Annotated in this window: 21 protein-coding genes and 1 pseudogene; 6 read left to right on the top strand and 16 right to left on the bottom strand. The window is 73.9% G+C overall.

Annotated features, from left to right (window positions below; all coding sequences use genetic code 11):
• Positions 1-28: 28 nt before the first annotated feature.
• The 3 genes and pseudogenes from DNK56_RS36565 to DNK56_RS11310 all read right to left on the bottom strand — a co-directional run bounded on the left by DNK56_RS36565 (position 29) and on the right by DNK56_RS11310 (position 2505).
• The gene (locus tag DNK56_RS36565) at positions 29-400 is read right to left on the bottom strand and encodes a GNAT family N-acetyltransferase (RefSeq protein WP_241990532.1); all 372 of its coding nucleotides are present in this window, start codon (positions 398-400) and stop codon (positions 29-31) included.
• Positions 380-988: pseudogene (locus DNK56_RS36560) on the bottom strand (DUF1349 domain-containing protein); the annotation flags it as partial. The gene DNK56_RS36565 and the pseudogene DNK56_RS36560, both read right to left, overlap by 21 nt.
• Positions 985-2505, bottom strand: a complete 1521-nt coding sequence (locus DNK56_RS11310; protein ID WP_111333149.1) for an aldehyde dehydrogenase (NADP(+)) — start codon at positions 2503-2505, stop codon at positions 985-987. The gene DNK56_RS11310 and the pseudogene DNK56_RS36560, both read right to left, overlap by 4 nt.
• A 169-nt stretch (positions 2506-2674) precedes the next feature.
• Here DNK56_RS11310 and DNK56_RS11305 point away from each other — a divergent pair, with 169 nt between their 5' ends.
• The 6 genes from DNK56_RS11305 (at position 2675) to DNK56_RS11270 (ending at position 8086) form a co-directional block, all read left to right on the top strand.
• Positions 2675-3445, top strand: coding sequence for an IclR family transcriptional regulator (locus DNK56_RS11305; RefSeq protein ID WP_111333147.1), 771 nt, complete (start codon positions 2675-2677; stop codon positions 3443-3445).
• A gap of 97 nt (positions 3446-3542) precedes the next feature.
• The gene (locus DNK56_RS11300) at positions 3543-4544 is read left to right on the top strand and encodes a hypothetical protein (protein ID WP_111333145.1); all 1002 of its coding nucleotides are present in this window, start codon (positions 3543-3545) and stop codon (positions 4542-4544) included.
• Positions 4541-5794: a sensor histidine kinase gene (locus tag DNK56_RS11295; protein WP_111333143.1), complete on the top strand. Its 1254-nt coding sequence runs from the start codon at positions 4541-4543 to the stop codon at positions 5792-5794. The genes DNK56_RS11300 and DNK56_RS11295 overlap by 4 nt, the downstream gene beginning before the upstream one ends.
• Positions 5791-6450: a response regulator transcription factor gene (locus tag DNK56_RS11290; protein ID WP_111333141.1), complete on the top strand. Its 660-nt coding sequence runs from the start codon at positions 5791-5793 to the stop codon at positions 6448-6450. Before DNK56_RS11295 ends, DNK56_RS11290 begins: the two co-directional genes overlap by 4 nt.
• 146 nt (positions 6451-6596) lie before the next feature.
• Positions 6597-7265 carry a SigE family RNA polymerase sigma factor gene (locus tag DNK56_RS11285; protein ID WP_241989840.1) on the top strand — a complete coding sequence of 223 codons (669 nt, stop codon included), beginning with the start codon at positions 6597-6599 and terminating at the stop codon, positions 7263-7265.
• A gap of 77 nt (positions 7266-7342) precedes the next feature.
• Positions 7343-8086, top strand: a complete 744-nt coding sequence (locus DNK56_RS11270) for a hypothetical protein (RefSeq protein WP_111333139.1) — start codon at positions 7343-7345, stop codon at positions 8084-8086.
• Positions 8087-8107: 21 nt separating this feature from the next.
• On the opposite strand, the gene DNK56_RS11265 is transcribed toward DNK56_RS11270, so the two are convergent.
• The 13 genes from DNK56_RS11265 to DNK56_RS11205 form a co-directional block, all read right to left on the bottom strand.
• On the bottom strand, positions 8108-9202 hold the full coding sequence (locus DNK56_RS11265) for a pectinesterase family protein (protein WP_111333137.1): 1095 nt from the start codon (positions 9200-9202) through the stop codon (positions 8108-8110).
• Positions 9203-9293: 91 nt separating this feature from the next.
• Complete coding sequence (locus tag DNK56_RS11260) at positions 9294-10643, bottom strand: pectate lyase family protein (RefSeq protein WP_111333135.1); 1350 nt, start codon at positions 10641-10643, stop codon at positions 9294-9296.
• Positions 10644-10718: 75 nt separating this feature from the next.
• Entirely contained in the window at positions 10719-11537 is an 819-nt protein-coding gene (locus tag DNK56_RS11255; RefSeq protein ID WP_111333133.1) for a rhamnogalacturonan acetylesterase, read from the bottom strand.
• A gap of 112 nt (positions 11538-11649) precedes the next feature.
• Positions 11650-12984, bottom strand: a complete 1335-nt coding sequence (locus tag DNK56_RS11250) for an ABC transporter substrate-binding protein (protein ID WP_111333131.1) — start codon at positions 12982-12984, stop codon at positions 11650-11652.
• Entirely contained in the window at positions 12981-14558 is a 1578-nt protein-coding gene (locus tag DNK56_RS11245; protein ID WP_111333129.1) for a glycoside hydrolase family 43 protein, read from the bottom strand. The genes DNK56_RS11250 and DNK56_RS11245 overlap by 4 nt, the downstream gene beginning before the upstream one ends.
• The gene (locus tag DNK56_RS11240) at positions 14555-15382 is read right to left on the bottom strand and encodes a DUF6807 domain-containing protein (protein ID WP_111333127.1); all 828 of its coding nucleotides are present in this window, start codon (positions 15380-15382) and stop codon (positions 14555-14557) included. Before DNK56_RS11240 ends, DNK56_RS11245 begins: the two co-directional genes overlap by 4 nt.
• Positions 15379-16563: a Gfo/Idh/MocA family protein gene (locus DNK56_RS11235; RefSeq protein ID WP_199563788.1), complete on the bottom strand. Its 1185-nt coding sequence runs from the start codon at positions 16561-16563 to the stop codon at positions 15379-15381. Before DNK56_RS11235 ends, DNK56_RS11240 begins: the two co-directional genes overlap by 4 nt.
• A gap of 5 nt (positions 16564-16568) precedes the next feature.
• Entirely contained in the window at positions 16569-17483 is a 915-nt protein-coding gene (locus tag DNK56_RS11230) for a carbohydrate ABC transporter permease (RefSeq protein WP_111333123.1), read from the bottom strand.
• Positions 17484-18413: a carbohydrate ABC transporter permease gene (locus DNK56_RS11225; protein ID WP_111333121.1), complete on the bottom strand. Its 930-nt coding sequence runs from the start codon at positions 18411-18413 to the stop codon at positions 17484-17486.
• Between the two features lie 108 nt (positions 18414-18521).
• Positions 18522-20249 carry an L-arabinonate dehydratase gene (gene araD / locus DNK56_RS11220; protein WP_111333119.1) on the bottom strand — a complete coding sequence of 576 codons (1728 nt, stop codon included), beginning with the start codon at positions 20247-20249 and terminating at the stop codon, positions 18522-18524.
• Positions 20246-21148 (bottom strand): dihydrodipicolinate synthase family protein, encoded by a 903-nt coding sequence (locus DNK56_RS11215; protein ID WP_111333117.1) that lies wholly within the window; start codon positions 21146-21148, stop codon positions 20246-20248. The genes araD and DNK56_RS11215 overlap by 4 nt, the downstream gene beginning before the upstream one ends.
• Before the next feature lie 29 nt (positions 21149-21177).
• Positions 21178-21834 carry a GntR family transcriptional regulator gene (locus tag DNK56_RS11210; RefSeq protein ID WP_111333114.1) on the bottom strand — a complete coding sequence of 219 codons (657 nt, stop codon included), beginning with the start codon at positions 21832-21834 and terminating at the stop codon, positions 21178-21180.
• 237 nt (positions 21835-22071) lie between these two features.
• Positions 22072-23253, bottom strand: a complete 1182-nt coding sequence (locus DNK56_RS11205; RefSeq protein WP_111333112.1) for a hypothetical protein — start codon at positions 23251-23253, stop codon at positions 22072-22074.
• Between the last annotated feature and the right edge of the window lie 99 nt (positions 23254-23352).

Below are 23352 nucleotides of genomic sequence, written 5' to 3'. Positions count from 1 at the left end.
GCCATTCCCGAGCCGCCTCCCCTGGTGCTCAGCCTCTCGCGGACGCCTCCGGCACCGCGAGGCGCAGCACCAGATGGTCGTCGTTCCGGGGTGTCTCCGGGTCGGCGACCCAGCCGCATGCCGAGTAGAACGCCTGTGCCCGCCGGTTGGGCTCGAAGACCTCCAGTCGGGCCCGCGTCACGCCGCGCCGCTGCCAGTCGGCGACGCACGCGAGGTGCAGGGCGCTGCCGATGCCCTCGCGCCAGTGGGCCGGGGAGACGTGGAGCTGGGTGAGGTACGTCCACCCGTCGTGCACCGAGTGGGCGGCGATGCCGACGAGGGCGCCGTCCTGCTCGGCGACGAGCACCGTGGGGTCCTCCCGGTCCACCGCGCGGGCCCAGCCGTCCCGGCTCCGGCTCACCTCGGCCGGGCCCTGGGGCCGGAAGGCGATCCGGTCGAAGGTCACCTCGCAGCCCTCGCCCGTGGGTGACTGGGCGAGGAAGCCGATGGCGGCGGTGGCCGCCTGCTCCGCGGTGCCGAGGGTGAAGACGCGGACGAAGGTCCACCGCTCGCCGTCGGCCGAGGCGTGGAAGGCGAAGGCGCTGCCCGTACGGCTGAGGCGCAGCCAGTGGGTGTCGCCGTCCACGACGGAGGAGTTGACGTCGTCCGAGTGGCCGCGGGTGACCACCGTGCAGATGGTCGGGCGGTCCGGGGAGAGTTCCAGGCAGAGCTTGGCCCATTCCCGCTCGCCGGTGTGGAGGTAGAGCACCCCGGCGTCGAAGGCGGCGGCGAAGCCGACGCGCACCCGTGCGATCAGCTGGAAGTCGCCGGCCGGGGCGGTGCCGAGGAGCCGGGGCGCGTCGCTCGCCGGGTCCAGGCTGTCGCCGCCCGGCGGGACGAACCGGTCCTGGCGGGCGCCGGCCCGGCCGGTGAGCGCGCCGTTCTCGTACGTCCAGCCGCCCTCGGGGCCGTACGGCCGGAGCGGGAAGGGGAGTTCGGGGAGGTTCACACCGGTCGTCCGTCCACGCGGCGGGGCAGGCCCAGCGGGTTGTCCTCGCGCAGCTCCGGCGGGAGGAGGGCGTCGGGGGTGGTCTGGTAGCTGACCGGGCGCAGCCAGCGCTCGATGGCGGTGGCGCCGACCGAGGTGGAGGTGGAGGTGGTGGCCGGGTAGGGGCCGCCGTGGTGCTGGGCGGGGGCGACGGCGACGCCGGTGGGCCAGCCGTTGACGAGGACGCGTCCGGCGAGCGGGGTGAGGGCGGCCAGGAGGCCGGCGGCGGCGCCCCGGGCCTCGTCGTCGGCGATGTGGAGGGTGGCGGTGAGGTTGCCGGGGAGCCGGGACAGGACGGCGGTGATCTCGTCGTCGGAGGCGTAGCGGGCGATGACGGTGACCGGGCCGAAGCACTCCTCCAGGAGCGCGTCGTGCGGGCCCTCGGTGGTGAGGAGGCGGGCCGGGACGGTCAGGAATCCGGCGGCCACGGTGTGCGCGTCGCCCGCGCCGGGGGCGACGGGGGCGGCCACGTCCGGCAGGGCGGTCCGCGCGGTGACCCCGGCGAGGAAGGCGTCGCGCATCCGGTGGTCGAGCAGGACCCCGGCGCCGGTGCCGGCGACCGCGTCGGTGAGGGACTTGAGCAGGCGGTCGCCGCCCTCGCCCTCGGGGACCAGGACGAACCCGGGCTTGGTGCAGAACTGGCCGGCGCCCATGGTCATCGAGCCGGCCAGGCCCGCGCCGATCTCCTCGCCGCGCTCGCCGGCCGCCGCGGCGGTGACGACGACGGGGTTGAGGGAGCCGAGTTCGCCGTGGAAGGGGATGGGGACGGGCCGGGCGGCCGCCGCGTCGAACAGGGCGCGTCCGCCGCGTACCGAGCCGGTGAACCCGGCGGCGGCGACCAGCGGGTGCCGGACGAGGGCGACCCCGGCGTCGAAGCCGTGCACAAGGGTGACGACGTCCTCGGGCAGTCCGCTCTTCACGGCGGCCTCGCGCAGCAGGGCGGCGCACAGTTCGGAGGTGGCCGGGTGGTCGGGGTGCGCCTTGACGACGACGGGGCAGCCGGCCGCGAGGGCGCTGGCGGTGTCGCCGCCGGGCACGGAGAAGGCGAGCGGGAAGTTGCTGGCGGCGTAGACGGCGACGACGCCGAGCGGGATCTTGTAGCGGCGCAGGTCGGGCCAGGGCGGGGTGCGGGTCGCGTCCGCGTGGTCGATGTGGATGTCGAGGTAGGCGCCCTCCTCGACGACCTCCGCGAAGGCGCGCAACTGAGCGGCGGTGCGGGCGAGTTCGCCGTTCAGCCGGGCCGGGCCGAGGGCCGTCTCGGCGTCGGCGGCCGCCACGACACGGTCGGCCGCCGCGGCCAGGTGCTCGGCGGCGGTGCGCAGGAACGCGGCGCGCGTGGCACGGTCGGCGAGGGAGTCGCGTACCGCGTGGGCGGCGCGGACCGCGCGGTCGACGTCCGCGGCTGTGGCCTCCGCCGCAACCTGCTCGCGCGGGTTCCCGCTGCGGGGGTCGACGCTCCAGACTGGTGCTGCTGCCACCGTGTTTCCTTCCGCTCCACTGCCGCACATCAGAAGTCGTCCGGTATAAGCTGTTCGGTATTCTGAACAGCGTTCCTGAACGTGAATGTGAAGCGACTCTATTTCCGGGCGTTCGGTGTTGGCAAGAAGTCGCAGGGTTTCGTCGGCGGGCTGAAAGGGGCACAGGGCGATGTCGGTTCCCGAGTCGGGTGGGGCACAGGTCAAGTCCGCGGTACGGACGGTGGAGCTGCTGGAGTACTTCGCCGGGCGGCCCGGCATGCACTCGCTCGCCGCGGTCCAGGAGGCCGTCGGCTACCCCAAGTCCAGCCTCTACATGCTGCTGCGCACCCTGGTCGAGCTGGGCTGGGTGGAGACGGACGCCACGGGCACGCGGTACGGGATCGGCGTACGGGCGCTGCTGGTCGGCACCTCCTACATCGACGGCGATGAGGTGGTCGCCGCGGCCCGCCCCACGCTCGACCGGCTCTCCGACGACACCACGGAGACCATCCACCTCGCCCGGCTCGACGGGACGAACGTGGTCTACCTGGCCACCCGCCAGTCCCAGCACCATCTGCGCCCCTTCACCCGCGTCGGCCGCCGGCTCCCCGCGCACTCCACCTCGCTCGGCAAGGCGCTGCTGGCCACCCACAGCGACGAGCAGGTCCGCAAGATGCTCCCCGAGACGCTGCCCGCGCTGACCGAGCACACCCTGACCGACCGCGAGAAGCTCATCGAGGAGCTGCACCGCGTCCGCGAGCAGGGGTACGCGGTGGACCGCGAGGAGAACACGCTGGGGCTGCGCTGCTTCGGCGTCGCCGTCCCGTACCGCACCCCGGCCCGCGACGCCATCAGCTGCTCCGTCCCGGTCGCCCGGCTCACGCCCGCGCACGAACAGCTCGTCAAGGACGCCCTGTTCGACGCGCGCGACCGGCTGACGCTGGCCACCCGCAGGCTCTGACCGGGTACGTCCCGCCGGTCCGTCTCCGCCGCGCGGCGGAGACGGATCATCGCCCGGCAGGACGTGCCGGAGCGCGCCGCCCGGCAGCGTGGGGGCCATGACGCAGACCTCCGCCGCACCGCCCGCGCCCGCACCCTCCGCCCGCTCCCCGCGCGCCCTGCTGCGCGCCGTCGCCATCGCCTCCTGCCTGCCGTACATGGCGCTCAAGGCGGCCTGGGTGGCGGGCAGCCGGATCGGCGTCCCGGACGGCAGCGTGCTGCTCGACCACCCCACCACCATGGCCGTGGCCAACGCCGGAACGCTGCTGATGGACGGCGCGGTCGTGGTCCTCGCCCTGCTGCTGACCCGGCCCCGGGGGACGCGGGTGCCCGCCTGGCTGCTCGCGCGGCCGATGTGGACGGCGACCGGGCTGCTGCTGCCGATCATGGCCGGCTACCCGCTGCAACTGCTGGTCGGGGCCCTGGGCGGCGAGACCGCCGGCGGGGGCGGGGCGAGCCGGCCGTTCCTGGACGAGTGGGTCTTCGGCGTCGTCTACACCGGCTTCATCGTCCAGGGCCTGGCTCTGGGCACCCTCTTCGCGCTGTACACCCGCGACCGCTGGGGCCACCTCTGGCAGGGCACCCTGCGCGACCTGCCGGACAGCCCCACCGCACCCGCGCTGCGGGCCGGGGCGGTCGCCGCCTCACTGCTCGCGCTGGTGCCCGGCCTTCTCCATGTGCTGTGGGCGTGCGGGGTGACGGCGGGGCTGAGCCAGGACCGGATCGCGGAGCGCACCAGCGGTTTCCACGTCCTCGAAGGGGTCTACGCGCTGTTCGTGGCGGTCGGGGTCGCCGGGGTGCTGCTCCTCGCCTTCCGCCGGTCCGCGCTGCCGCTGTGGATACCGCTCGCGCTGGGCTGGGGCGGCTCGGGGGCGACGGCCTGCTGGGGCGGCTGGATGAGCGTCGGCGCGCTGGCCGGCAACGACGACCTCGGCCAACAGCCCACCACCGCCATGGTGTTGATCTACGCTGTCCAGATGCTCGTCGGCACACTGATGGTGACCGCGGGCGCGTACTTCCTGACGGAGCGCGCGGCCGGGACACGGGGCGCCCCCGCATGAGGGCGCTCATCGGCCGGCGCGCCCGTCTGCGCTGGCTGCACCTGATCATCGGCGGCGCGCTGCTGATGCCGTACTTCCTGGTCGGCACGGTCGTCGTCGGCCTGTACGCACCCGGGACCAACACCTTCGCCTCGCTCCCCGCGACCTTCTCCGCCTTCGGCTACGCCCTGCCGATGGCCGCCGTCACCGCGCTGCTGCCCACCGCCCGGCCGCTGTCGGTGGCCGCCGCGCGCGCCCTGTGCGATCCGGCCCCGGACCGGCCGCTGGCGGACGGGCCCGGCCGCTCCCGGCAGGCCCGGGTGCGTACGGCGGCCTGGTTCACCCTGCACGTCGGGCTCGGCGGCGTCATCAGCGGCATGACGCCGGCGCTCGTCCCCTTCGCCCTGTGCGTCATGGCGCTGCCGCTGTTCCCGGCCCTGCGCGCGTCCGACGACTGGAACTTCGACGCCGTCCGGGACCAGCCCTGGCTGCTGGCCCTCGCTCCCCCGGCCGGGGCGGCCATGCTCGTCGCGCTGGCGTGCTGCGCGGCGGCGGCCGGGGCGCTGCTGGCCGGCCGGGCCCCGGTGCTGCTCGGGCCCACCCCGGACGACCGGCTGGCCGCCGCCGAACGCCGGGCCGCCGAGCTGGCCGTGCGCAACCGCCTCGCCCGCGAGCTGCACGACTCGGTCGGCCACGCGCTGAGCGCCGTCACGCTGCAGGCGGGCGCCGCCCGCCGGGTGCTGGACAGCGACCCCGAGTTCGCCCGGCAGGCGCTCACCGCGATCGAGGAGACCACCCGCCGCACCGTGGGCGAACTCGACGCCGTCCTCGGCCTGTTGCGGCAGGGCGCGGACGGCCCGGACGCCCTCGCGGGCCCCGGCCTGGACGCGCTCGGCGACCTGCTGGCCCGGTGCGGAGTGCCCGTACGGTACGCGGCGGACGGCGACCCCGGCGCGGTGCCGGGGCCGGTGTCCGCCGAGGCGTACCGGATCGTGCAGGAGGGGCTCAGCAACGCCCTGCGGCACGGCGCCGCCGGCGCGCCGGCCCGGCTGCGGATCGCCATCGGCCCCCGCGAGCTGACGATCGTCCTGGACAGCGCGCTGCCCCCGTACGCCCCGGCCACGCGCCCCGGCGGCGGACACGGCCTGACCGGTGTCACCGAGCGCGCCCTGCTGCTCGGCGGCACCACCGGGGCCGGTCCGCGCGACGACGGCGTATGGCGGCTGTCCGCCCGGCTGCCCCTGTCCCACCCCGCGAAGGAGCGACGATGAGCACCCCGGTCCGCATAGTCCTGGCCGACGACGAACGGATGGTGCGCACCGCGCTGCGGGCCATCCTGGACGCGGAGGACGGCCTGGAGGTCGTCGGCGAGGCGGCGACCGGCGCCGAGGCGGTGTCCGTGGTGCGGGCGCTGCGGCCCGACGTGGTGCTGATGGATGTGCGGATGCCCGAGACGGACGGCATCCGGGCCACCGAGCAGATCCTGGCCGGCCTCGACCCGGCGCCGCGCGTCGTCGTCGTCACCACCTTCGAGCACGACGCCTATGTGTACGAGGCGCTGCGGGCCGGGGCCGCGGGCTTCCTGCTGAAGCGGGTGGCGGCGGAGGAGCTGGTGCAGGCGGTACGGCTGGTGGCCTGCGGCGACTCGCTGCTCTTCCCGTCCGCCGTACGGCAGCTCGCCGCCTCCTACGGCCCGGCCCGGCAGGCCCCCGCCCCGCCGTGGGCCGCCCGGCTCACCGAGCGGGAGGCGCAGGTGCTGCGGTTGATGGCGGCCGGGCTGACCAACGCGGAGATCGCCGGCCGGCTCGCGGTGGGTTCGGCGACGGCCAAGTCGCATGTGGCGGCGGTCCTCGCGAAGACCGGCGCCCGCGACCGCACCCAGGCGGTCATCGCGGCGTACGAGTCGGGGTTCATCACCCCCGGCTGAGCGTGCGGCCGTCCCCGTCGCGCACCCCCCGTGTCGAAGCGCTTGCGGAACGCGGTACGCTCACGCCCCGCCCCGCCCGCGAGGGACGTGGGGGCGGGGACGTACCCGGACGGTCCGGGCGGGCGAGCGCGAGGGACGAGGTAGCTGTGGGCACAGCCGTCGACGATGCCGCCGCCGCCGAGTTCCACGCGTTCTTCGAGGCCCATTACGCCGAGCTGGCCCGCCTCGCCCATCTGCTGACCGGCGAGGCCGACGCGGCCGACGATCTGGCGGCGGACGCGCTGCTCGCGCTCTGGCACCGCTGGGACCGGGTCCGCGAGGCCGGGCATCCGGTGGCGTACGCGCGGGGTGTGGTGGCGAACCTGGCCAGGACCCGTATCCGCAGCGCGGTCCGCGAGCGGCGCCGGATCGCGCTGTTCTGGGGGCCGCGCGGCGGCGCGGACGACGCGGCGACCGAGGGACCGGACGTGCCGGCGGTGATGGATGTGCGGGAGGCGCTGCGGCGGCTGCCGTTCCGCAAGCGCGCCTGTGTGGTGCTGCGGCACGCCTTCGACCTGTCGGAGCGGGACACCTCGCTGGCGCTGGGGATCTCGGTGGGTACGGTCAAGAGCCAGACCTCGCGCGCCGTCGCGGAACTGCAGCGGCTGCTGGGGCCTGTCGTCATATTCCCGTCGTCCGCCCGGAGGGCGGGCCGGGCGGCGTCAGGTGCGTGCTCCCGGCGTGCCGGCCCCAGGCCCCTGTACTGGATGTACTGGGGTCTGGGGCCGGTGCGGCGAGAGTGCGTGCATGGCGTCGCCCGGCAGACGGGAATATGACGACAGGCCCCAAGGCCCGAGACGCCCGCCGCTCAGGTGCGGGTGGCCGTCGCGGCGCAGCGCAGCGGAGGAGAGCGGTGAGGGACGAGGAACTGTCCGGGCTGCTGCGGGAGGCCGCCGAGGCCCACCGCCCCGACCGGGCCCGGATGCTGGCCCGCGTCGAGCGCGGGATCGCCGGGGAGCGCCCGGCGACGAGAGCGGTGCGCCCGCCGCGCGCCGTGCGTCCGTGGCTGCGGGTCGCCGGGGCGACGGCGGCGGTGTGCGGGGTGCTGGCGGCGGGCGCGTTCGCGGTCACCTCGGCGGGCGACGACGGCGGGGCGCGCGGCGACCGGGTCGCGGCGGCGCCCTCCGGCCCGCCGGTCTCCCCCTCCCCCGCTGCTTCGGCGGCGCGGCGGGGCCCGGCCGGGCTCGACGGGCTGCGGCCGGAGAACGGGCCGCTGTGGACGGGCGGGGTGATCGACCCGCACTCCAACCCGTACTGGGCGCAGAGCAATGTGACGCTGCGGACCACCGAGCCGCTGTCGGCGCTCACGGTGGAGCTGCGGGTCGCGCAGACCGGCGGGGTGAACACCACGGGCTCCTGGCGCTCGCTGCCCGAGACGGACTTCGCCGTGTCGGTGAACGAGAGCGGCGGCTATCTGGTCTACCGGTGGACGCTGCGGACCGGGCGGAAGGTCCCGGCCGGTACGCACACGTTCGCCGGGCAGTACAACCACGCCGAGGGCGACCGGGACGCGCGCGGCGACTATGTGACCGCGCACGCCGTCCGGGTCTCGGGGCAGAAGGCCGCGGTGGGCGACCGCTTCCGCCGCGACGGCTGACCCGTCGGTCACCCCCGGCGGTCACCCCTGCGGGCGCCAGTCGCCGAGCCAGGCGGCCGGGGTGTGCAGGCGTGCCTCGGCCGGGGTGAGCCGGGGGCGGTTGACGGGGACGGTGACGCGGGCGCCGGGGCCCTTGTTGCGGTACTCGGCGAAGCGCTGTTCCTGCCAGGGGTACCCGGCCGACATGGTGCCGTAGGGCTCGTCGGTGTCGATGCCGGCGCCGAGGTGGCTGTCGCGGACGGTCAGCATGGGGTGGGCGGTGGGGTCGGAGGACGGCACCCAGGGCCGGGCCAGCTTGAAGTATCCGGTGGGGGCGGTGCTGGTGACGCGGGAGCGCAGGACCAGGAAGCCGTGCGGGTTCGTGCCCGCGGTGCTGGGCGCGAAGACGAAGCCGTGCGGCGGGGCGGCCAGGTCGGGGCGGGCCAGGGTGCGGAAGTGGCAGCGGTCCAGGACGGCGGAGGCGCGGCCGAAGACGAAGTCGACGTCCCCCTCCACGTAGCAGTCGCGGTAGTACTGCCGGGCGAAGACGGCGAGGGACGGGGAGTCGGCGTAGAGGGTGTCCTGGTGACCCAGGAAGCGGCAGTCGAGGAACGCCGAGCGGTCACCGGTCGCCTTGACGGCCACGGCCTGGGTGCCGGTCCAGTCGGGGTGGTCGGCGCGCAGCCAGTCGTTGGCGAAGGTCAGCCGGCGGGCGGTGAGTCCGGCGGGCCGGGCGGTGACGGTGGCGGAGCCGCTGGTGCCGTGGGTGCCCGAGCCGTCGGGGCGCGGGGTGCCGTTGGCGTTGTCGTACACGATGACGGTGTCGCGCGGGTCGTCGCCGGCGCCGATGAGGGTGAGCCCGGTCCGGTCGGCCGGGATGTCCACGGTCTCCCGGTAGGTGCCGGGGGCGATGACCAGGGTGCGGCCGCTGCCGGTGGCGGCGTCCACGGCGGCCTGGACGGTGCGGTGGTCGCCCCGGCCGCGCGCGTCCACGTAGAGGAAGGAGGGGTCGGGTCGGCGGTCGGGCGAGCCGTGCCGGCCGAACGGGCGGCCGTGGGCCTGTGCGGGGGCGGTGCCGAGGGCGAGGGCGGTGGCGGAGCCGGCGAGGAGGGCCAGGGCGGTGCGGCGGGTGGGCATGGGGTGCTCCAACTTCCGTGCGCGGGGGCGGAGAAGGGGCCCCGCCGGCGCCGCTGCGGCGCCGGCGGGGTTTGCGGGGGCGGGGCCGGGATCAGGCGCCGGGCAGTCGGCCGGAGCCCGCGCCGAGGCCCACGACCAGGGGCACGAGGAGCGGGTGGTCGATCCGGTTGCGCAGGGTCGGCGTCCAGCCGGCCCCCGGGGTGAGCTGCTCCTCGGGTACGCCCGCGTTGTGGACGGCGATCAGGTCGGTGCGGCGGCCGTTGACCCAGTTGTCGGCGGCGGTCAGCGAGGATTCGGACCACTTCTTGAGGATCTTGGCCTTGTCGAACTCGCGGCTGAGGGTGAAGGCGTTGTGCTCCGCGACGAGTTGGGACTCGGCGCCGATGCCGTAGGAGTAGCCGTAGACGCTGCCCTTCGTGGCGACGAAGTGGTTGTTGTACGAGTCGACCCGACCGAAGCGGACGCGGGGCGCGCGCTCGTTGACGTCCTTGAACAGGTTGTGGTGCAGGGTGACGCGGAGCTTGCCCCGGTCGGTGGCCCCGGCCTTGTCGCTGTTGCCGAGGAGCATCGTCTTGTCGTGGTCCTTGAGGACGTTCCAGGAGACGGTGACCAGGTCGGCGCCCTTGACGATGTCGAAGAGGCCGTCGTGCTGCTGGTACAGCTCGCCGAAGTAGCGGGGCTGCTCGGCGTCGGGGCGGTCGCCGTCGCTGAAGGTGTTGTGGTCGACCCAGACGTGGTCGGAGCCGTACACGACGAGGTTGTCGTACTCGGAGTTCCAGTGTCCGGTGTCGCCGTCGGTCGGGTCCCACTGCGGGAAGCAGTCGTAGGTGTCCTGGAAGTCGATGTTGCGGACGATGACGTTGGAGACGTTCTGGATCTGGATCGAGGCGCCGATGATCTCGGCGTCCCGGCCGACGCCGATCAGCGTGGTGTTGGACGGCACGTAGACGTTGACGGCGGCCTTCTGGAGCTTGGCGGAGGCCAGCCGGGCGTCCTCCATCGGCCCGGCGGGCACCTCGTCGCGGCCCCAGGTGGCGGGGTCGTAGGCGGCGAGGTACTTGTCCAGCGTGTATCCGTCCGTCTGGTACGCCTCGCAGTCGATGGGGTTGCCCTCGGCGTCGGCGTTGCCGTGGATCGTGCCGGCGACCCGGACGATCTTCGGCGCGTCACCGGCGTCCTCGAACGCGGCGATGAGTTCGGCGCGGTTGCGGACGGTGTAGACGTGGTCGGGGGTGGCGGCGGCGCCGCCGGTGGTGGAGCCCTCGGCGGAGGCCCAGCCGTCGCCGTCGGCGAGCACGGCGCGTTCGGCGCCCTTCTTGCCGTGGGAGTGGGAGTGGGAGTTGGCGGAGGACGCCTGCGCGGGGACGCTCAGGGCGAGCGCCAGCGAGGCGCAGCCCATCGCGACGGCGATGGCACGGGCGTGCGTTCTGCGTGCGGACATGACAAATCCTCGGTTCTGGTGCGGGACCGGTGGGAAAGGAGGGAAGGGGGGTGACGGGCGGGGTGGGGCGCGGGGTCAGGCCGGCGGCCGGCCGATCCGCGACTCCGGGATGCGGGCGCCGAGGCGGCGCAGTTCGTGCGGGGCGAGGACCCGTGCGCCGAGCAGGGCGCGGGCCGTCATCCGGGCCACCTCGATGGCGCCGGCGGGCCGGAAGTGGGTGTTGTCCTGGCGGCCGTCCGGGTAGTTCGGGGACTCGCCGGGTTCCAGGTGGTTGAAGTACGCCTCGGTGCCCTCGGGGCCGAGTTCCTGCCAGCGGGCGAGGGTGCGGGCCTGCAGGTCGAGGAGCGGCACCCGTTCCTCGGCGGCCAGGGCGCGCATGGCGGCCGGGTACTCACCGTGGGTGGGCTTCGCCGTGCCGTCCGCGGCGAACCTGCGGCGCTCGACGGGGGTGAGCAGGACGGGCCGGGCGTGCCGGGCGCGGGCCCCGGCGATGTACTGCCGCAGACAGTCCTGGTAGGTGGTGTACGGGTCGGTGCCGCGCGCCGGGTCCGTCGTCTTCTCGTCGTTGTGGCCGAACTGGATCAGCAGGAGGTCGCCCGCGCGGACCCGCTCCAGCAGGGCGGCGAGCAGTCCCTCGTCGATGAAGCTCTTGGAACTGCGGCCGTTCATGGCGTGGTTGGCGGCGGTGAGGCCGTGTCCGAGGAAGAACGGCAGGGCCATGCCCCAGCCGGTCTCGGGTGCGGCGTCGGCGTACTTCCGGGCGGCCGTGGAGTCGCCCGCGATGTGCACGGTGCGGGTGCGGCGGGCGGGGCCGTGCGCCGCCGCGGGGGTGGCGGCGAGCGCCAGGGGCAGGGCGGCGAGGGCGGCCGCGGTCTGCCTGCGGGTGAGTGACACGGGGGTACTGCCTCTCTCTCGGGTGCGTTGCGCGGGAGGGCAGGAGCGGCGGGGCGGGGCGGGCCGTCCGCACGACGGTCCCGCCGCCGGCCCCGCGCCGGCGGGCGCCGGATCAGCCGTTGCCCAGCGCCTGCCACTCCTTCTGGGCCTCGTTCAGCTCGTCGGCCATCTTGTCCAGGAAGTCCTTGGCCGTGATCTTGCCGAGCAGCAGCTTCTGGAACTCGGGCTCGTTGTCGGCCTTGCTGATGTTGTTCCAGTCGGGCAGGTAGTACGGCAGCTGCACGATCTTGGTGGAGCCGTCGGTGAGGGCCTTGGCGGCCAGTTCGGTCGGCGCGGCCGCGCTGATCCACGGGTCCTTGGCGGCCTCGGTGTTGGCGGGGATGGCGCCGGCCGACTCGTTCCACTTGCTGTTCGACTCGTGCGAGGCGGCGAACTCGATGAACTTCCAGGCGGCCGTCTTGTTCTTGCTCGACCGGAACAGGCCGAGTCCGTCGACCGGGTTGGAGACCTGGACGCGGGTGCCGCTGTCACCGATCGGGTTGGGGATGCCGGCGAACTTGTCCTTGCCGAGGGCCTTGAGGTGGTCCTGGTAGGAGCCGAGGTTGTGGCTCAGCATGCCGATGGTGCCGGTGTCGAACTGGGCGACCATCTTGGTGAAGTCGTTGTTGACGTCGGCGGAGGGCGTGACCTTCTTGAACAGCGCGGCGTACTTCTCCAGCGCGGCCACGTTCTTCGGGTCGTTGAGGGTGGTCTTGTCGCCGTTCCAGAACTCCGTGATGCCGGACTGGCCGTACGCGGCGTCGATGGCCTGGGCGATGGAGCCGGCGCCGCCGCGGATGGTGTAGCCGAACTTGTTGTGCTCGGCGTCGGTGAGCTTCTCGGCCGCCTGGTAGAACTTGGCCCAGGTGCTGGGCGCGTCCAGGCCGGCCGCCTCGAACAGGTCGGTGCGGTACCAGAGCGCGCCGTTGTTCGCGGAGGTCGGCACGGTGTACATCTCGTCGCCCCGGCCGGCGGCGTCCTTGACGCTCTCGACCATGCCCTCGACGAGCTTGCCGTTGAGCGCGGAGCCCTCGATGCGGTCGTTCAGCGGCTCCAGGGCCTCCTGGGAGACCATGTTGGCCAGGTAGGCGGTGCCGACGCCGCCGACGTCCGGCAGCCCGCCGCCCGCGATGGCGGTGTCGTACTTGGACTGCACGTCCGCGATCGGGATCGGCACGTACTTGACCTTGATGTCCGGGTTCTTCTTCTCGAAGTCCGAGATGATCTCCTTCCAGACGGCGGTGCGCGGCCCGCCGTTGTTGTCCCAGAAGGTGATCTCGCCCTTGCCGCTGCCCTCGTTGCCGCTGCCGCTGCCGTCGTCGCCGCACGCGGTCGCGGTCAGGGCGAGCACCGCCGCGAGGGAAACGGCGGCCGCGGCGCGCCCCCGCTGCGTCTTCGAGATGTTCATGATCGGCTCTTCTCTCTCGTTCTTTCGGTTCGTACGGGTGTGACGGTGAAGCGGGTGAAGCGGGCGGTCCCGGCCGGGCCCGTCCCGGACGGCGCGGTGGCGAACAGTCCGAGCAGGGCGCCGACCCAGCGCCACGGGGTCGCGGCGAAGACCTGTCCGGAGGGCCGGAACCCGGCCCCGTCCCCGGTGTCGGCGAGGAAGCGGCAGCGGGCGCCGGGCGCGACCTCGATCCGCAGCCGGGCCGCTCCGGCGGGCGCCGGTCTGCCGTGCCCGGCGTCGCGCTCCTCGGTGGCGGTGGCCTCGGCGAAGCGGTGCACGAGCCGCGCCCCGCCCCGCGCCGTGCGCTCCAGGCCGATCCAGGCGTAGGCGTCGCCGAGCACGGCGAGTCCGGCCCGCGCCCCGGCCGGCCCGTTGTCGAGGGTCAGCTCCACCTCGGCGGTGAAGGTCTCGGCGGGCAGCCGCTGGACCAGTACGTGGGGCAGGGTGCGCAGGTCGTGCGCGGGCTCCGCGGCCCCGCAGCTCAGCAGCAGCCCGTCCCCGGCGTGCTCCACCGTCCGGCCGGGGCGCGGGTTCGCCGTCCACTGCCACTGCCGGCCGTACCGGCCGCCGGGGAAGCTGTCGTCGCAGGCCGGCGCCTCGGCGGGCTGGGCGGGCAGGGCGGGCTTGCGGTGCACGGCGACGGGTTCGCCGTCGTCCCCGATGACCGGCCAGCCGTCGTCGTCCCAGCGCATCGGCTGGAGGTGCACGACCCTGCCGTACGCCCCGCGTTCCTGGAAGTGCAGGAACCAGTCCTCGCCGGCCGGGGTGGTCACCCAGCCGCCCTGGTGCGGGCCGTTGACGTCGGTGGACCCCTGGGCGAGGACGACGCGTTCCTCGTAGGGGCCGCAGAAGTCACGGGAGCGGAAGGCGCCCTGCCAGCCCGTCGCGACCCCGCCCGCCGGGGCGAGTATCCAGAACTCCCCGCCGCGCCGGTAGAGCTTGGGGCCCTCCAGGGTGAACCAGCCGGGCAGCCGGTCGGCGTCGATCAGGACCGTGCCCCCGTCGAGCAGTTCGCGCCCGTCGGGGCTCATCCGGTGGCCGGTGATCCGGTTCTTGATCCCGGAGCGGGACTTGGCCCAGGCGTGCACGAGGTACGCCTCGCCGGTCTCCTCGTCCCACAGCGGGCAGGGGTCGATCAGTCCGCGGCCCGCCTTGAGCAGGTGGGGCGCGGTCCACGGGCCCCGGACGTCCTCGGCGCTGATCTGCTGGATGCCGTGGTCCGGGTCGCCCCAGAAGATCCAGAACCGTCCGTCGTGGTGCCGCAGCGACGGCGCCCACACCCCGCAGTCGTGGCGGGGCGCCGCGAAGTCGGCGGCGGGCTCCAGCCGGTCCAGGGCGTGCCCGGTGAGCGTCCAGTTGACCAGGTCGCGCGAGTGCAGGATCGGCAGCCCGGGGGCGCGGCCGAAGCTGGAGGCGGTGAGGTAGAAGTCGTCGCCGACGCGGATCACGTCGGGGTCGGACCAGTCGGCGTTCAGGACCGGGTTGCGGTAGGTGCCGTCCCCGGCGTCGGCGGTCCAGGGGTGTCCCGTGCTCATGTGGTCACCGCCCGGCGGGCGAGGGCGGCGGCGCCGGCCCGGTCGAGCCGGCCGTCCGCGACGACGGTGACGACGCGGCGGACGACGGTGGCGCCGGCGGGCACGGGCAACCGTGCGGTCGCGGCGAGCGAGGAGCCGACGCCGGGGTACTCGCGGGTGCGCACGAACCACGGGTCGCGGCGGGTCTCCCCGGTCGCCCCGGCGAAGACCAGCGACCAGCCGTCGCCGCACAGGGCGAGCCAGTCGGCGGCCCGGCCGTGCACGGCCTCCTCGCCGTCCGCCGTGTCGCTGAACACGGCGGGCGGGGACGGTTCCTTGGGGGCGCGCCAGAAGAAGCCGCCGTAACCGGCGCCGGGGCGGCCGTTGGTGGCCGGGCTGCCGATCGACAGGTCGTGCTCGCCGGTGTTGGTGAGGGAGAAGGAGAGGTCCAGCGCCCAGGCGGTGGCGGAGAGCGGGACGGCGGCCACCGTGCGGTGCTCGCGCAGCAGTTCGGCGCCGCCGGCCTCCCAGCCCAGCTCCTGCACGAAGCCGTCCGGGTCGCACAGCTTCCAGCCGAGGTGGCGCTGGACGCCGTGGTTGTCGAGGACGGTGGGCCCCCGGCCCCGGACGAAGGTGCGTCCGCCCCAGAAGTTGTGCCCGGCCACGTCCGGGACGGCGACCGACGCGCCCAGGTGATGGAGGTGGTCGGCCGGGCGTTCCTCGGTGACGGTGAGTCCGGCGAGGGTGGTGACGGGGTGCAGGTAGGGGCGGCCGGCGGTGCCGGGGAGGTGGCTGTAGCGGCCGACGGTACGGCCGGCGCAGCTGAGCCGGGCGGTGGTCGTCATGAGGAGCTCACCTCGGTGGTCGCGGCCCAGGGGGCACCGAGTTCGGAGAAGAGGGAGAGGGTTTCGGCGCCGGAGGCGACCAGGGCGTCGATGCCGCGCACCACCCGGCGGGTGGCGCCGGTGCCGGGCACGGTGACGGTGTGCCAGGCGCCGGACGGCAGCGGGCGCGGTTCGGGGGCGGTGCGTACGGCCTCGACGACCTCCATGAACGCGGCGGTGCGCTCCGGCGGTACGAGGAGCGGGGTGCCCTCGGCCAGGTGGGCGACCAGGTTCTCCAGGAGGTCGGTGCGCCCGTGGACGGTCTCCAGGGGGCCGTGGCCGGCGCGCTGGACCAGGACGCGGTCCTGTTTGTACCAGAAGGTGACGCGGCCGCGGTCGCCGTGGACGATGACGTAGGGCTCGCCGGCCTGTTCCGCGCAGAGGGTGACGGCCGCGGTGACGGGCGGGCCGGAGACCGGGGTGACGCGGACACAGGAGGTGTCGTCGGCCTCGATGTCGTGGGCGCGGAAGAGTTCCGCGGTGATGTCCGCGATGTCCCGTGCGGCGGTGGTGCCGGCGAGTTCGAGGGCGGTGGCGACGGCGTGGGCGAGCGGGTTGGTCAGGACGCCGTCGACGACGTCGGTGTCCCCGATGCGGCGCCGCCCGGCCCAGGGGGCCCGCCGGTAGTAGGCGTCGTCGCGGACCCAGGCGCCCGCCGCCGCGTACCCCCGGACGGTGCCGATGGCGCCGGATGCGACGAGTTCCCGGATGGCGGGGACGGCGTGGGAACCGAAGGACTGGAAGCCGATCTGACAGGCGACCCCGCTCTCGCGCACCCCGGCGAGGATGCGGTCGAAGTCGGCGCGGGTGGCGGCGGGCGGCTTCTCCAGCAGGAGATGGACGCCGCGCCGGGCTGCGGTCAGGGCGAGGGCGGTGTGGGTCTGGATGGGGGTGCAGATGACGGCGGCGCGGGCCCCGGTGGAGTCCAGGAGGGCGCCGAGGTCGGCGGACTGCTCGGGGGGTTCGTCCGCGAAGGCGTCGAGTTCGGCGGCGTCGAGCGGGGTGAGTTCGCAGATGCCGGCGAGCCGGACGAGGCCCCGGTGCTGGAGGCGGCGGATGTTGGCGAGGTGCCAGCGGCCGTGGCCGCGGGCTCCGGCGAGGACGATCGGGACGGGCGGGGCGGTGGGGGTCGGCGAGGTCATGCGGGTCACCCCTTCACGGCGCCGGCGCTGAAGCCGGTGATCAGCCACTTCTGGATGAAGGCGAAGACGATCACCACGGGCACCGCGGCGATCACCCCGCCCGCGGCGAGCGCGCCCAGGTCGACGCTGTCCGCGCCGATCAGGGTGTTCAGGCCGACCGGGATCGTCTGCTTGTCCTGCTCGCTGAGGAACATCAGCGCGAACAGGAAGTGGTTCCAGCTGTGCACGAAGGCGAAGGAGCCGACGGCGATGAGGCCGGGGCGCAGCAGCGGCAGCACGACGGCGCAGAAGGCCCGGAAGCGCGAGCAGCCGTCCACCCAGGCGGCCTCCTCCAGCGAGGGGGGCACGTTCTTGATGAAGCCGCTGATCAGGATGATGGAGAGCGGCAGCTGGAAGACGGTCTCGGCGATGACCACGCTCCCCAGGGAGTTGATCATTTGGAGGTTCTTGAAGATCTCGAAGAGCGGGACGAGCATCAGCGCGCCGGGGATGAACTGCGAGCAGAGCAGCGCCAGCATGAAGCCGTTCTTGATCCTGAAGTCGAACCGGGCGAGCGCGTAGCCGCCGGCCAGGGCCACGAGGGTGGTGGCGATCAGGGTGCAGACCCCGACGATCATGCTGTTCTGGAAGAAGACGGCGAAGCTGCGCTCGTTCCAGACCTTGGAGAAGTGCTCCCCGGTCATCGGCCAGGGCACCAGCGAGGTGGAGCCGGCGGGCCGGACGGCGAAGAGGAACATCCAGTAGAAGGGGACGAGCGTGAAGACGAGGTAGATGCCGAGCGGTACGTAGATCTGCCAGCGCGGTACGTCGTCGAAGGCGCGTTCCCGGCCGGCCTTGCGGCGGGGTGCGGCGGGCGGCGGGCCCTGGGGGGGCGGCCGGTGGTGCGGAGCGGGTGCCGTTCTTCTCGGCGAGGGCGGCAGTCACTTGTGGTCGCCTCCGAACTTGCTCAGGCGCAGATAGACGATCGAGCAGAAGAGGAGGATCACGAAGGCGACGGTGGTGAGCGCGGAGGCGTAGCCGAAGTCGTGGCCCTCGATGCCTGTGTTGGCGACGTAGAGCGGCAGGGTGGTGGTCTCGCCGGCCGGTCCGCCGCCGGTGAGGGTGTAGAGGAGGTCGACGTTGTTGAACTCCCAGACGCCGCGCAGCAGCGTGGACAGGATGATCGCGTCGCGCAGGTGGGGCAGGGTGATGTGGAAGAACTGCCGCATCCGTCCGGCGCCGTCCACGGCGGCCGCCTCGTACAGCTCCTTGGAGACGGACTGGAGGTCGGCGAGGATGAGGATGGCGAAGAAGGGGACGCCGCGCCAGAGTTCGGAGACGGTGGCGGCCCAGAAGACGGTTCCGGTGTCGGAGAGGACCGAGGTGCCGTAGTCGCCGATCCCGGCGTCCGCGAGGTAGCGGCTGAAGCCGGTCGAGGAGTTGTAGAGCAGAATCCAGATGGTGCTGGTCAGCACGCCGGAGACGGCCCACGGCGAGAAGACCATGGCGCGGGAGATGCCGCGTCCGACGAAGGTCTGGTTGACGATCAGGGCGAGGGCGAGCCCCAGGGTGAGCTGGAGCGCCACCTGGACGAAGACCCACTTGGCGCTGAAGCCGAGCGTCGTCCAGAACTGGTCGTCCTCGGTGAAGATGCGGACGAAGTTGTCGAAGCCGGCGAAGCCGTTCCGCCACGGTTTGGTGACGTTGTAGTTCTGCAGGCTGTAGTAGAAGACGCTGACCACCGGGTAGGCGATGAAGCCGAGCATCAGCAGCCCCGCGGGGGCGATGAGCAGATACGGCAGCCGGCGGGGGCTCGCGGAGCGGCGCCGGGGCACCTTGGGCGGTGTGGCCGCGGCGGAGGCTTGGGCCATGACACGTCTCCGATCTCTCTGTACGGGGGTGTGCGCAAGCGCTTCCCAAATGGCGTTCGATATACCGAACATGTGGGGCGCGGGAATTCTCGGGGGGAGGCGGGCCGGTCAGCCGGCGTAGGGGTCGGGCACTTCTCCCGGCCGGGCCAGGAAGGCGAAGTCGCAGCCGGTGTCGGCCTGGGTGATCTGGTCCTGGTAGAGCGCCTGGTAGCCGCGCTCGTACCGGACGGGCGGCGGGGTCCATTCGGCCCGGCGGCGGGCCAGTTCCCCGTCGGACACCTCCAGGCGGAGCAGCCGCGCCTTGACGTCCAGGGTGATGAGGTCGCCGGTGCGGACGAGGGCGAGGGGCCCGCCGACATAGGACTCGGGCGCGATGTGCAGGACGCACGCCCCGTAGCTGGTGCCGCTCATCCGGGCGTCGGAGAGCCGGACCATGTCCCGTACGCCCTGCTTCAGCAGGTAGTCGGGGAGGGGCAGCATGCCGTACTCGGGCATGCCGGGGCCGCCCTTGGGTCCGGCGTTGCGCAGGACCAGTACGTGGTCGGGGGTCAGCGCGAGCGCCGGGTCGTTGATGGTGCGCTGCATCTCCCGGTAGTCGTCGAAGACGACCGCGGGTCCGGTGTGGCGCAGCAGGTGGGGTTCGGCGGCGATGTGCTTGATGACGGCGCCGTCCGGGCAGAGGTTGCCGCGCAGTACGGCCACGCCGCCCTCGTCGGCGAGCGCGTTGGAGCGCTCCCGTATGACGTCGTCGTTGTGCACGAGCGCGCCGTCGAGCTGTTCGCGCAGGGTGTCGTGGGCGACGGTGGGCCGGTCCAGGTGGAGGACGTCGGTGATCCGGGCGAGGAAGCCGGGGAGCCCGCCGGCGAAGTGGAAGTCCTCCATCAGGTACCTGCCGCCGGGGCGCAGGTCGGCCAGGACCGGCACGGTGCGGGCGATGCGGTCGAAGTCGTCCAGGGTGAGCCTGATCCCGGAGCGGCCGGCCATGGCGATGAGGTGGATGACGGCGTTGGTGGAGCCGCCGAGCGCGAGGACGGTGGCGACGGCGTCCTCGTACGCCTCGGCGGTGAGGATCTGGGACAGCTTCCGCTGCTGCCACACCAGTTCGACGATGCGCAGTCCGGAGGCGGCGGCCATCCGGTCGTGGCCGGAGTCGACGGCGGGGATGGAGGAGGCGCCGGGGACGGTGACGCCGAGCGCCTCGGCGGCGGCGGTGAGGGTGGAGGCGGTGCCCATGGTCATGCAGTGGCCGGGCGAGCGGGCGAGGCCGTTCTCCAGTTCGCCCATCTCGCAGTCGCCGATGAGTCCGGCGCGCTTGTCGTCCCAGTACTTCCACATGTCGGTGCCGGAGCCCAGGACCTCGTTGCGCCAGTGCCCCGGCAGCATCGGCCCGGCCGGTACGAAGACGGTGGGCAGGTCCACGGAGGCGGCGCCCATCAGCAGCGCGGGCGTCGACTTGTCGCAGCCGCCCAGCAGCACCGCGCCGTCCACCGGGTAGGAGCGCAGCAGCTCCTCGGTCTCCATGGCCAGCATGTTGCGGTAGAGCATCGGGGTCGGCTTCTGGAAGGTCTCCGAGAGGGTGGAGACAGGGAACTCCAGCGGGAAGCCGCCCGCCTGCCAGACCCCGCGCTTGACGGCCTGCGCCCGGTCGCGCAGGTGTACGTGGCAGGGGTTGATGTCCGACCAGGTGTTGAGGATCGCGACGACCGGCTTGCCCAGGTGCTCCTCGGGGAGGTAGCCGAGCTGGCGGGTGCGGGCGCGGTGGCTGAAGGAGCGCAGTCCGTCGGTGCCGTACCACTGGTGGCTGCGCAGCTCCTCGGGGGCGATGCGGCCGGTCATATGGACCACCCGGCGATCTGGTCGGCGACCTCGGCGCGCCGCTCCTCGGGGAGCACCCGGCTGGGCGGGCGCACCGCCCGGTCGCACAGCCCGAGGGCGGCCAGCGCCTCCTTGACGACGGTGACGTTGTTGGCGGACTGGCGGTCGGCGCGCAGTTCCTCGAAGCGGCGGATCTGCTCCCAGACCTTCATGGCGGCCGGGTGATCACCGGCCCGCAGCGCCTCCAGCATGGCGAGCGAGACGCCGGGCGCTACGTTGACCAGCCCGGAGGTGAAGCCGGTGGCGCCGGCGGAGAAGTAGGAGGGGGCGTACAACTCGGCGAGTCCGGCGACCCAGACGAAGCGCTCCAGCCCGGCGTCGCGGGCGAAGGCGGCGAAGCGGGCGGCGTCCGGGACGGAGTACTTGACGCCGATGACGTTGGGGCAGCTGTCCGCGAGGGCGGCGAGACCGGCGCCCTGGAGGTTCGGGTTGCGGATGTAGGGGACGACCCCGAGTCCGGGGACGGCCTCGGCGATGGCCCGGTGGTAGTCGATCCAGCCGTCCTGCGAGACGTAGGGGTGGACGGGCTGGTGGACCATCACCATCTCGGCGCCGGCGTCACGGGCGTGCTCGGCGGCGGCGACGGCGGTCGGCACGTCGTGCCCGACCCCGACCAGGACGGTGGCGCGGCCGCCGGCCTCCTCGATGGTCAGCTCGGTGACCGTGCGCCGCTCCTCGGGGGTGAGCGCGTAGAACTCCCCGGTGTTGCCGTTGGGGGTGACGATGCGTACGCCGCCGTCGAGCAGTCTCCGCAGCAGGGCGCGGTGCGCCGTGGTGTCGATCGTCCCGTCCCCGGCGAACGGGGTCACCGGGATCGCCACGACGTCTGCGAGGGCCGCCTTCAGCGGTGTGAGGTCCATGCGGACAGGCCTTTCGTCTGTGTGCGGGTTCACGCCGCGTCGCCCCCGTCTTCGTCGTCGGGGAAGGCGCGGCGGACGAACGACGCGATGTGGTCGTGCAGTGCCCCGGCCGCCGCGTCCGCGTCGTCGGCGAGCGCGAGCCGCAGGATCTCCCGGTGCTCGGCCGCCTCCCGCTCCCAGGACGGGACGGTCGACCAGGCGACGGTGGAGACCAGGGCCGCCTGGTCGCGGACCTCGTCGAGCATCCGCGCCAGCAGCGGGTTGCCGCAGGGCAGGTAGAGCGCGCGGTGGAAGTCCCGGTTGGCGAGCGAGCGGTCGGCCTTGTCGCCCGCCGAGTCCGCCCGCTCCAGGGCCTCCTGCGCCGCGTCGAGCGACGCCTTGCGGGTGATGGAACGGCGCAGCGCCTCCGGTTCGAGCAGGAGTCGTACGTCGTACACCTCGCGGGCCATGGCCGCGTCCACGAGCCGCACGGTGGCGCCCTTGTACTGGCTCATGACGACGAGGCCGGTGCCGGCCAGGGTTTTGAGCGCCTCGCGGACCGGGGTCTTGGAGACCCCGAACTGTGCGGCGAGCTCGGTCTCCACGAGCGCCTGCCCCGGCCTCAGTTGTGCCGTGAGGATCGCGTGCTTGACCGCCTCCAGCACGTACTGGGTGCGGGACGGAATCGGGGTGGGCGCAAAGGTCATGGGTGCCGGGCTCTCACATCTCGCGTATCGCGTCTCATATATGACGTACGGAGTACGACGCGATGAAGCTAGAGGCGCGGCGAATGTTTCGTCAACGCCTCTGACAAAAGAACTTCGCGGAACCCGGACATGTGTCGTACACGGATTCCGCTCCGCCGCACGGGAGTTGTCCGGTACGGGGCATGTGTCCGGGGCCGGTCCGGCGGGAACCCGCGGCGCCCGCCGGACCGGCCCGGTTCAGCCGAGGCGGGACAGCGCCGCGGTGACCGCCGCCAGGTCCGGGTCGGAGGCCAGGCCCGCGTGGTACAGGCGCAGTTGGTTCGCGCCGAGCGACGCGGCGTGCGCGGCGTCCCGCTCCAGCGTGTCCGGGCTGCCGCCCATCCCCCGGACCACGGTGAGGTTGGCGGCCAGCACGGCGTCCGCGGGGGCGCCCGCGAACGGCCCGAGCACGGCCTCCCGCGCCGCGTCCGTACCGGTGCAGGGCAGCACCACGCCGTCCGCCGCCGCCAGGACGCGGCCGGGGTCGACGCCCGGGTTCGCCCCGCAGCGGTACGGGGCGGGGTCGGCGTGCAGCAGCACCCGGAACCCCGGCGCGGCGGCGGCCCGCACCGCGCCGGTCACCGCCTCCTGGAGCTCCCCCGCGACCCCGGTGCGCCATCGCAGCGTGGCCTCCGCGCGGTCGGCGCCGAGGAGCGCGCCGACCGCGTCCCAGCCGGCCGCCGCCGCCCCGGACCCGGCCCAGACCGGTTCCAGGGCGCGGCGCACGGCCGCGCCCAGCTCCCCGGGGTCCAGCCCCCGGGCGGCGTAACCGGCCCGGCAGACGGTGCAGAAGCAGAGCGACATCAGATACTGCGCCGCGTCCCCGAGCCCGACGCCGGCCACCTTGTCGTGGGCGTGCGGGTGGGCGAAGCCGTACCAGCCGCAGGACTCCAGTTCGGTGCCGGCGGCCCCGTCGCGCACTGCGGCCTCGGCCGCCAGGTCCACCAGATAGGAGCGCACCTCGGGCCGGGCGACGCAGGGCGCCCACGGGTAGCGGTCGCCGTAGGCGTTGACCACCGAGGTGCCGGGGTGTTCGGCGCCCAGCCGGGAGTTGTGCGCCAGGACCACCCAGCTGTGCACGTCGAGCCCGGCCCCGGCCAGCGCGTCGGCCGCCTCGGCGAAGGGGTCGTCCGAGGCGATCCAGGTCTGCCGGTAGGGGCGCAGGGTCCGCCCCGCCCAGCGCCGCTCGTCCGGCGGGTACAGCACGGCGGCGTGCTCGGCGGTGACGACGCGGCGGGCGGGGTGGCGCGGGGTGAGCGCGCGGGTCGAGTGGTAGGCGGAGGCGAGCGTGACCTGCCGGACGCCGAGGTCCGCGATGCGGGCGGGCGCGCCGGGGTCGCCGATCACGTCCCAGGGGTAGAGGAAGGCGGAGGTCCTCATCCGTGCCCCTCGGCCCGCGGTTCGACGAGCGGCCGGCAGAAGGTGTCGAGCGGCCCGGCGACGGCGGTGAGTCGGGCGGCAAGCGGGTCTGGGCTCACG

Origin of the sequence: Streptomyces sp. AC1-42W, from assembly GCF_003248355.1 — a bacterium.
Lineage (GTDB): Bacteria > Actinomycetota > Actinomycetes > Streptomycetales > Streptomycetaceae > Streptomyces.
This window is presented reverse-complemented; position numbering and strand designations above follow the sequence as displayed.